Genomic DNA, 9,416 nt, shown 5'->3' with positions numbered 1-9,416 from the left:
GGCAGCGGCGCAGTGCGCGCCGATATCGTGCGCCGGCTAGGGGCGCTGGGCCTTCCGCCGGGTCGATTCGCGACGATCGTGCATCCAAGCGTCACCATTCCCGAGGGCTGCACCGTAGGCGAGGGGAGCATCCTGCTCGCGAACGTCGTGATGACGGCGGCGGTCTCGCTCGGGCGGCACGTCGTGGTGATGCCCGGGGTCACGTTCACCCACGGCGACGTCGCGGACGACTATGCGACGTTCGGCGCCGGGGTGTCGCTCGGCGGGTCCGTCGTCGTCGGCCGCGCCGCCTATATGGGGATGAACAGCTGCGTCCGCCAGCGGATCCGGGTGGGTGCGCGCGCGGTCGTCGGCATGGGCGCAGCCGTCGTTTCGGACGTGCCCGAGGGGCAGACCTGGGCCGGCGTTCCGGCCCGGCCCCTCGCGCAGGGCGCCCACGCGGTGGGAGGCAGGGGAGAGTCATGACAGCGGAGGCGCAAGCAGGGCGTGTGCAGAGGGTCCCGTTCGTGGACCTCGTGGCCCAGCAGCAGGAGGTGAGCTCGGACGTCGTGCCCGAGGTCGTCCGTGCCCTTGACACCGGGGCGTTCATCGGCGGCCCGCACGTCACCGCGTTCGAGGACGAGTACGCCGAATTCGTCGGAGTCCGCGCGTGCATCGGTGTGGCCAACGGCACGGATGCGCTCGAGCTCGCGCTGCGCTCGGTCGGCGTGGGGCCAGGGGGCGAGGTGATCCTGCCCGCGAACACATTCGTGGCGACGGCGGAGGCCGTGGTCCGGGCGGGTGCCCGGCCCGTGCTCGTCGACGTCGACCCCGAGACGCTGCTCATCGACACGGACAAGGTGGGCCGGGCGGTGGGGCCTAGGACGCAGGCCATCGTCCCGGTCCACCTCTTCGGCCAGACCGCGCCCGTTGAAGCGCTCGTGCCGCTCGCGGCGCACCGGGGGCTTGCGCTGGTCGAGGACGCCGCCCAAGCCCAAGGCGCCCGGCACTACGGCCGCTCGGCAGGCGCTCTGGGGCACATCGCCGCCACGAGCTTCTACCCGGGGAAGAATCTCGGGGCAGCCGGCGACGCTGGCGCGGTCACGACCAACGATCCGCTTCTGGCCGACATGGTGCGGCTCCTCGCCGCGCACGGCAGCGCCGTGAAGTATGTGCACGAAATCGTCGGCTTCAACTCCCGCCTCGATGCGATCCAGGCGATCGTGCTGCGGGCCAAGCTTCGTCGGCTCGCCGAATGGAACGCACGACGGCGGGTGGCGGCAAGGCTGTACGAGGAGCTTCTCGAGGGGATCCCCGGGGTGCGGATTCCGCACAGCCGTCCCGGCAACGAGGACGTGTGGCACCTGTACGTGATCCGCGCCGAGGACCGGGAGCGGGTGCAGTCCGCGCTCGCGGGCGCCGGGATCGGGACGGGGATCCACTACCCGACGCCGGTGCACCTGACGGAGGCCTTCTCCTACCTCGACTACCACCCGGGCGACTTCCCGGTCGCCGAAGACGCCTCGGCCCAGATCCTGTCATTGCCGATGTTCCCGCACATCACGCCCGAGCAGCAGCAGCTCGTTGCGGAGGTGGTGCGGAGATGCTGAGGGGGACGCCTACGGTTTCCGTTGCCATCGCCTCCTACAACTATGCGCACTATCTAGGCGACTCCATTGAGAGCGCGCTCAATCAGGAGGGCGTCCGCCTCGAAGTGGTGGTCGTCGACGATGCATCCCGTGATGACAGCGTGGCGGTCGCCAACAGGATCGCGTCGAGGGACAGCCGGGTGAAGGTCTTCGCCCACGAGCGCAACCAAGGGCACATTGCAACATTCAACGAGGCCTTGGGACGATGCTCGGGAGAGTTCCTGGTGAAGCTCGATTCGGACGACATGCTGACCGCCGGGTCATTGGCCCGCTCGGCGAGCGCGCTGCAGTCCCACGGCAACGTGGGCTTCGTCTACGGAAATCCGCTCACGTTCGAGACTCAGACTCCGCCCGCGCGCACTGCAGGTCCGGGCCGGCTGAAAGTGTGGAGCGGGCGCCATTGGACGCAGCTCCGCTGCAGGCGTGGCGACAACGTCATCATGCAGCCGGAGGTCATGATGCGCGCTTCGGTCTTCCGCGCAACCGGTGGTCATCGCGCCAACCTTCCGGCTACTCACGATCTCAACGTCTGGCTCCGCATGGCGGCCATCGCTGACGTGGCGCGTCTAGGCGGAGTAGACCAGGGGTTCTATCGCGTCCATACTGACAGCCTTCTGCGCTCGAGCTTCGGCTCGTACCTTGCGGACCTTCAGGGGCGACTCGATGCGTTCGAGGACTTCTTCCGAGGCATGCAAGGGCAGCAGGGTGCCCATGCCGACATCGACCAGTGGCGCAGTGCGCTGCGCCGGCGGCTGAGCCAGCAGGCACTCGTCTACGCGCTCCGCGTGCGGTCAGGAGCGGCGTCCGGGGAGGTCCAGCCGTATCTGGACTTCGCCCGGGAGACGTCCGACTGGTCCCTTGGAGAAATGCGAGTCGGACTGGGATACCGACCGGAATGGTATTTCCGCATCGGAGACAAAGTCCGGTGGCGCTGGTGGCGGAGGTTCGGCACATGAGCGCCGTTGGTCCACGGGGACGACGGCTCGTGAGCGTCGTGGTTCCCTGCTACAAGTACGGTCATTTCCTGGGCGACAGCGTAGGCAGTGTCCTCGCACAGGACGACGTCGACGTCGAGGTGATAATTGTCGACGATGCCTCGCCCGACGATAGCGTCGCTGTGGCGAGAGAGTTGGCTGCGGCCGATGACCGCGTTCGCGTGATCGCTCATGATCGCAACAGCGGCCACATCGCTACCTACAACGAAGGGCTTGCCCAGGGCACGGGTGACTACCTCGTCCTCCTGTCCGCGGACGACGCCCTTGGTCCCGGCGCCCTCGCTCGAGCCGTCTCCCTTATGGAGTCGAGGCCCAACGTGGGGTTCACCTACGGCACAGTCACCCGGATCGAGGGGGAGATCCCTCACGCATCCGACCGGTCTGGCAAGGTTCGGATCTGGGACGGCCACGTCTGGCTGTCGCGTCGGTGTCGCCGGGCAACCAACTGCATCTTCTCGCCCGAAGTCGTGATGCGGAGGAGCCTCTACGCGCGGGTGGGGCCATATCGGAAAGACCTTCCGCACACGGGGGATCTTGCCATGTGGCTGAGGGCTGCCGCGCTATCGGACGTCGCCTTCATCGGGGGTCCTCCGGCAGCCTTCTACCGGGTCCACGGATCGAACATGCACTCGGAGGCCTATAGCGCGGGCCGCGTGTCGGGCATGATTTTCGACCTCGAGCAGCGCAGGCTCGCATTCCGTGGCTTCGCAGACCTTGCGGCCCCAGATGGTCGGAACCGGCTTGAGCATCTGGCAGAGCTGGCGATGCGAAACCTGTCTGCGGAGGCTCTCGCTGCGGCATCCCGGGCCTTCGCCTGGGGTCTGACGGAGTCTTGGCCCCTCGAATCACTTATTGGGTTTGCCATCGAGACGTGGCCCGAGGCGCGGGACCTCCCGCAGTGGAGAAGACTCGAGTTCCGGATGGGCCTGGGGCCACAGCGGTCGGTCGCACACCCGGGTGTCCGGGTCACTGAGAAGGCCTTGGGACTGCGGCGTCGCCTTCTGGAGTGGCGAGAAGCGGCGGTGAGGGCATGAGTGTTGCGAGCCGGTCCATTGAGGCCCCAGACCTCGGCCCTCTGATTCGTCGCGGTCTCTCTTGGAGTGCGATGGGCTCAATCGTGCTCCGGTGTGGCCAGCTCGCGGTGAGCGTCGTCGTCGCCCGCCTCGTGGCGCCCGAACAGTTCGGCATCTATGCCGCTGCTCTCGTCGTCTACGCGATTGTGACGAACATCAGCGACCTCGGGCTGACATCAGCCCTCATCGTGGAGCCAGCGCGCACGAAGGAACTGGCACCTACGGTAATGACGTCCGTCCTCATCTCGTCGACCGGAATGTCCCTCCTCCTAGCCGGACTCGCCGGGCCGCTTGCGGCTCTTCTGGGGGCTCCCGCTGCTCGACCGGTCATTCAGGTCATGGCTGCCTCGATTGTTGTCGGGGCGGTTGGTGCGGTACCGGGTGCTGTGCTCGTCCGAGATTTCAGGCAGCGCGCCAAATTCGTCGTCGATTCGTCGTCGTTCGTTTTCGGGGCCCTGGTGCTCATTGTTCTCGCGGCCTCGGGCGCCGGAGCGATGGCCTTGGCGTGGTCGCGGGTCGCCACCCAGGCAGCATCACTCATCTCCCTGCTTGCCCTCGCGCGTGAACGGTATTGGCCCGGGTTCAGCCGTGCGGCCTACGGGCACGTTCTCCGCATCGGGCTACCAGTCGCCGGTTCGAGCCTGGTCGGTTTCGCGGTGGGGAATGTCGACAACTTCGCCGTGGCCCGAACTCGGGGAGCCCACGAGCTCGGCCTCTACAGTCAGGCGTACAACATCTCTGGGTGGCCGGTCGCCGTCTTCACCGCCATGGTTGACAGCATCAGCGTCCCAGCGCTTTCGAGGGTTCGCGACAATTCAGAACTCTTCCTCCGGCACCTCAGGGCGGCGGTTTCCCTGCTCGGATTCGTCGGTTGCCTCGCCTCGGCGCTCATTTCTGCACTTGCTGGACCGCTCGTCTCTGTGCTTTTCGGCGCGAAGTGGGCGGGGGCCGCCGATGCCCTTCAACTCCTCGCATGGTTCGGCGGCATTCGCGTCCTGATCGCCCTGTGTTCGGACGCGCTTGTGGCACTCAAGCGGACCCGATGGCTTCTGTGGCTCAACTGCCTCTGGGTCACGATCCTGATCCCCGCCATGATGCTCGCGAGCCAAGCCTACGGAATGAGGGGCGCCGCGCTGATGCACACGGTCGTGGCGGCGTTCGTGATGTTCCCGCTATTTGTCCTATTGGTAGGACGCGCGGCATCCATAGGCTTCGTCTGGGTTTTGGGGTGTCTCGGCTTTCCCGCGCTGGGCGCCGTACTGGCGTACTTCGCAGCTGTGTCGGTCAGCACTCTCCCCGCGCCAGCATGGCTGCGTCTCCTTGCCGGGGCTGCGGCTGGGACCGTTGTATACCTCGCGGTGGTGGCCTTCTGGGCGAACCGGGTACTTCTGCCCGAGCTGAGGGAGCTCTACGCGCACGGAAAGACCCCCGTCGAAATCCGTAGCGCAGTGTCCGAAGACTTGTCTGTTCCGACTCCCATTCAGGAGACGGCCGATGAAGCGAGGAAACGACAATGAGCTGTCGCATTCGCGCTCCGCGAAGCACCCAGCCAGGGAAACGAATCGGGCGGCCAACTGCCACCGTAGTCATCCCCTGCCACAACTACGGAAGGTATCTTCCCCAAGCAGCCTTGAGCGCCCTCGGTCAGGAGGGGGTCGAGGTCGAGGTGATAGTGGTCGACGATGCATCGACGGATCAAAGTCTCGATGTCGCTTCCCAGCTGTGCGCCCGTTACCCCGGCGTGAAGGTCCTGGCCAATTCGACGAACTGTGGGCCGGTGGCGACCTTCAACAAGGGCCTCGCCGCTGCCACGGGCGAGTTCCTTGTTCGGCTCGATGCCGATGATTTACTGACCCCCGGGTCAATCGCGCGCGCCATCACGGTGTTCGATGCGTTTCCATCGGTCGGACTGGTCTACGGGCACCCGCTGCACTTCACGGAGATGAACCTGCCTCCCGCGCGGACGAGACCCAAGCAATGGACGGTGTGGTCCGGCAAGGAGTGGCTGCGGGACCGCTGCATCTCGGGTCTCAACGTCATCACCTCGCCCGAAGTCGTCATGCGAATGTCCACCGTCCACCATGCGGGGCCGCAGATGCCGCTGAGGCACACCCATGACATGGAGATGTGGCTTCGGCTCGCGGCCTTCGGCGACGTCGCGTTTCTTCATGGCGTGGATCAGGCGTGGCACCGCGAACATCCGGCGAGCCTTTCTGCGACGGAGGTCACGGAGCTGATCGATCTGCGCGGACGGGCCGAAGCCTTCGATGTCCTCTTTTCCGGGCCGGTCGGGGAGATGCCCGAACTCATGGCACTGCGAGAGTCGTCTTCTCGGGCGTTGGCCGAAGAATCAGTCGAGCGTGCGATTCGCGAATACGACGTCGGGCGCGGACGCTCGTTCGAGTCGCTTGCGTATCAGGCGCTGGCCGAGGATTTGGTGACTGATGTGAGCACAATTCGCAACTGGAACAGGCTCGAGGCGTACAGGAGGCGAGGCACGTCCCCGGCGGGGTTCTCGGCAGACGCGCTTGTGCGTCGCCTTCGCCGCAGAGTTCGGACCAAGGCCAGCGAGCGCCGTTGGCGTCGCGACGGTGTCTTCACCCCTGGTCTCGGGCCACGAATGGCTCGTCTTGGAATAGCGGGGCGGGAATCGTGAACGGTGAGCCCGTAGTGATCACGAAAGCGATCCGTGCTTGGCGCAACGGTGGAGTCGAGGGCCTCGGCGCGGCCGGGCGCCGCTGGCTGAATCGGCGTCTTGGACCCGAGCCTCAGGACCTTGCCCTCGCGCCGGCGGATATAGTCCAGTCTCCAGCGGCCCTGCAGGGGGACTGCACCCTTCCAAACGGCGGCTCTTACTCGATTGGATGGGTTCTGACACCGCCGAGCGGGGGCTCGGGAGGACACACGACCGCGTTCCGGATGATTCAGGCGCTCGAGCGGAAAGGGCATCGCTGCGAGATCTGGCTCTATGCCGGACGGGGGAGTGTGCCTGAGGACGCTGAACGGGTGATCCGGGAGTGGTGGCCGGACGTGCGGGCGGACGTGAAACCTGTTCCCGAGAGCGCCAAGGGATTCCACGCCGTGGTAGCGACTGCCTGGCAGACCGCCCATGTCGTTGCGCGATTCACGGAACCTGCCCGCCGCGTCTATTTCGCCCAGGACTATGAGCCCTGGTTCTATGGCCAGGGCGTAGCGTCTGAGCTCGCACGGGCGACCTATGACTTTGGGTTCGACATCCTGACCGTGGGCCGAGCCGTCGCGGACAAGATATACGACGCCCACGGGGTAGAGCCCGTCGTCGTTCCCTACGGCTGTGATCACGAGGTGTATCGAGCGGATCTCCATTCGCAGCGAGACGCCGTCGTCTTCTACTCGCGGCCGGGGGTTGCGCGCCGCGGGTATGAACTGGGCGTCGCTGCTCTCGAAATCTTCCACCGCGAGCGACCCGAGGTGCCCATTCACAGCATCGGGACGATGGCCGGTCGGGCGCCTTTCCCCGTGACGGTCCACCCGACTTTGAGTCCAAGTCAGCTCAACGCCCTCTATAGAAGGTGCGCCGCGGGATTGGTCCTCTCGTTCACGAACGTTTCGCTTGTCCCATTTGAACTGCTCGCTGCTGGCGTGGTGCCGGTCCTGAACGATTGGCGGTATTCGCGTCTCGATCTTCATGGCGATCACGTCGTCTGGAGCCCGCCGACTCCGCGGAAGCTCGCGGAGGGCCTCGTTGCGGGAATTGAACTCCAGCAGACAGCGGGAGCAGCGAGTGTTGCATCGGATGCGAGTCATCTCGATTGGAGATCCAGCGGCGATCGCTTCGCAGCGGCGCTCGAGGAAGTCCTGTCCGGCTCGCCCTCGGCGGCTTCCATGAGTCGAGCGGAGGGCCTCAATGCCTAGCTCCGCAATCGACCACGTCGTGTTGACCCGATTCAACCTCCCGTCCCCAGGCTTGGAACAATCGATTAGGAACCGAGACGGATGGCTCGAGTCGCGAGTCGATCTCTTCGAGAAGTTCTGCCTGCCTTCTGTTGCGGCACAAGAAGAGAAGGACTTCTCGTGGATCGTCTACTTCGATCCCGAAAGCCCCGAGTGGTTGAAGCAGCGGATTGCGCTATGGCGCGCTGCCGGGATCCTCCGTCCGTGCTTCCGCGCATCGGTGAGTCCCGAGGAACTGATCGGCGATCTGAGCGAGGTTTCCCGCGCGCGCCAGCAAGGTCTTGTGACGACAAATCTCGACAACGACGATGCGCTCGCGTCCGACTTCACGGGCCGAGTCAAGCGGCTAGCCGAGCGGTCCACTGGGGCCACCGCTCTTTACCTTGTCCATGGCCTGATCGCTCGTGGCGGTCGTCTCTACCGCAGAACTGATTCCGCCAATGCCTTCTGCAGTGTTGTCTCGCCATGGTCTGACCCTCAGACATGCTGGGCCGACTGGCACAACCTTCTCGGCACGAAGATGCCGGTCCTGATCGAGGAGGGGCCCCCGGCGTGGCTCCAGGTCGTCCACGGGCGCAACGTCAGCAATCGAGTGCACGGGGCGCTGACAAGTCCAGCGCTGTACACGAGACGCTTTCCCGGCCTCTTGGACGCCATGCCCGAACCCAAAGCGATGTCTCGCGCACGAGACGCGCTTCTCGACCAGCCCGGGCGAGTGGCTCGCGAGGCGACCCGCGCACTCGTGAAACGCGCGATCGTGGCGGCAGCGGGTCGCGGTGCACTGGACCGTGTCCGATTGGGAATGCGAAAAGGGACGGGGCTGGGGAGCCTCTCCGGAAGGAGCAGGAGACTATGAAGCTGAGAACACTAGGCGCTGCAATAATTCGACGATGGTACGCCCTCGTTTCGGGCCTGTTGGTTGTGGGCGGCCTGAGCTACTTCCTTTACGGTTTGATCCCCGTCGACTACAAGGTTTCAGGAAGCGCGGTGCTCCTGCCGTCAGAGCAGAGTGTGGGCGCTGGCGGAAACCCCTACCTCTTCCTCAGTGGCTTGGGGCAGGCCATGGACGTTCTGACCCGGAAGATGACGGCGCCTGACGTTACTTCGCGGTTGACCGCAGATTTTCCGAGGACGACGTATACAGCTGCACCGGACGTGACATCTGGCAGCTCCATCCTTGTGGTCACTGTCAAGAGTTCGAGCAGCGCTCAGGCGACGGCGGCATTAGCGGCCGTGTTGAACGACGTTCCCGTAGAGCTATCTGCCATGCAGGACGAGCTCAAGGTTCCCTCCAATTCGCGTATTTCATCGATGCAGGTCGCCCAGCCTGATGCGCCGATTGTCGACGGAAAGCCCAGAATCCAGGCAGTTGCCGCCGTCGGGGTGGCCGGGCTCCTGGTGGCGGTGTTGTTCACCGCCCTCTTGGACGGTATCCTCCTACGCCGCGCAGCAGGGAGGGTCCGTTCTCGCGATTCTCGTGAGGATAAGAGCGAAGCCAAGCTCGAGGCCGCTTCGGATGATGAACAAGGCAATTCCCGGGAAGCGGACCCGGTGTTGGTCGGGATTGGCCTCTCCAATAATCGGGGGAATGATGGTGAAAGCCTGAGACGGGACGAGAATTCCCCTTCACGCCGGCGGTCGGCCAATGACCGTAGCTGATGTGGTTCGTGCCCTCGTACGGCGTTGGTATGCACTCGTCGCAGGACTCTGCCTTACCGCTTTGGTAGGGGCGTCTGTTGTTCCCGGGCAGCACCTGTACACGGCTCGGACGTCTGTTGTATTCCTGT

The 9,416-nt window shown here is 65.1% G+C and carries 9 protein-coding genes; all 9 read left to right on the top strand.

All coding sequences use genetic code 11. The features are described from left to right. Positions 1-465 (top strand): LbetaH domain-containing protein (locus LK10_RS17585; RefSeq protein ID WP_043126563.1); only part of this gene is annotated, 465 nt, incomplete at its 5' end. Next, entirely contained in the window at positions 462-1,589 is a 1,128-nt protein-coding gene (locus tag LK10_RS17580; RefSeq protein WP_043126452.1) for a DegT/DnrJ/EryC1/StrS family aminotransferase, read from the top strand. The genes LK10_RS17585 and LK10_RS17580, both read left to right, overlap by 4 nt. Continuing rightward, entirely contained in the window at positions 1,583-2,584 is a 1,002-nt protein-coding gene (locus LK10_RS17575; RefSeq protein ID WP_052207523.1) for a glycosyltransferase family 2 protein, read from the top strand. Before LK10_RS17580 ends, LK10_RS17575 begins: the two co-directional genes overlap by 7 nt. Further along, complete coding sequence (locus LK10_RS17570) at positions 2,581-3,657, top strand: glycosyltransferase family 2 protein (protein ID WP_043126561.1); 1,077 nt, start codon at positions 2,581-2,583, stop codon at positions 3,655-3,657. Before LK10_RS17575 ends, LK10_RS17570 begins: the two co-directional genes overlap by 4 nt. After that, on the top strand, positions 3,654-5,213 hold the full coding sequence (locus tag LK10_RS17565; protein WP_156144238.1) for a lipopolysaccharide biosynthesis protein: 1,560 nt from the start codon (positions 3,654-3,656) through the stop codon (positions 5,211-5,213). The genes LK10_RS17570 and LK10_RS17565 overlap by 4 nt, the downstream gene beginning before the upstream one ends. Further along, the gene (locus LK10_RS17560) at positions 5,210-6,352 is read left to right on the top strand and encodes a glycosyltransferase family 2 protein (protein WP_081998645.1); all 1,143 of its coding nucleotides are present in this window, start codon (positions 5,210-5,212) and stop codon (positions 6,350-6,352) included. Before LK10_RS17565 ends, LK10_RS17560 begins: the two co-directional genes overlap by 4 nt. After that, positions 6,349-7,590 (top strand): rhamnosyltransferase WsaF family glycosyltransferase, encoded by a 1,242-nt coding sequence (locus tag LK10_RS17555; RefSeq protein ID WP_052207520.1) that lies wholly within the window; start codon positions 6,349-6,351, stop codon positions 7,588-7,590. Before LK10_RS17560 ends, LK10_RS17555 begins: the two co-directional genes overlap by 4 nt. Further along, positions 7,583-8,485, top strand: coding sequence for a glycosyltransferase (locus LK10_RS17550; protein WP_052207519.1), 903 nt, complete (start codon positions 7,583-7,585; stop codon positions 8,483-8,485). Before LK10_RS17555 ends, LK10_RS17550 begins: the two co-directional genes overlap by 8 nt. Then, positions 8,482-9,288, top strand: coding sequence for a hypothetical protein (locus LK10_RS17545; protein ID WP_043126447.1), 807 nt, complete (start codon positions 8,482-8,484; stop codon positions 9,286-9,288). Before LK10_RS17550 ends, LK10_RS17545 begins: the two co-directional genes overlap by 4 nt. The last annotated feature ends 128 nt before the right edge of the window (positions 9,289-9,416 follow it).

This window comes from Sinomonas humi (genome assembly GCF_000802235.1).
Taxonomy (GTDB): Bacteria; Actinomycetota; Actinomycetes; order Actinomycetales; family Micrococcaceae; genus Sinomonas; species Sinomonas humi.
The sequence above is the reverse complement of the archived record's forward strand: the minus strand, read 5'-3'. Positions and strand labels throughout refer to the sequence as shown.

Coding starts and splice junctions, on each gene's coding strand:
- LK10_RS17580 (WP_043126452.1), top strand. CDS start 462: ATGACAGCGGAGGCGCAAGCAGGGCGTGTGCAGAGGGTCCCGTTCGTG.
- LK10_RS17575 (WP_052207523.1), top strand. CDS start 1,583: ATGCTGAGGGGGACGCCTACGGTTTCCGTTGCCATCGCCTCCTACAAC.
- LK10_RS17570 (WP_043126561.1), top strand. CDS start 2,581: ATGAGCGCCGTTGGTCCACGGGGACGACGGCTCGTGAGCGTCGTGGTT.
- LK10_RS17565 (WP_156144238.1), top strand. CDS start 3,654: ATGAGTGTTGCGAGCCGGTCCATTGAGGCCCCAGACCTCGGCCCTCTG.
- LK10_RS17560 (WP_081998645.1), top strand. CDS start 5,210: ATGAGCTGTCGCATTCGCGCTCCGCGAAGCACCCAGCCAGGGAAACGA.
- LK10_RS17550 (WP_052207519.1), top strand. CDS start 7,583: ATGCCTAGCTCCGCAATCGACCACGTCGTGTTGACCCGATTCAACCTC.
- LK10_RS17545 (WP_043126447.1), top strand. CDS start 8,482: ATGAAGCTGAGAACACTAGGCGCTGCAATAATTCGACGATGGTACGCC.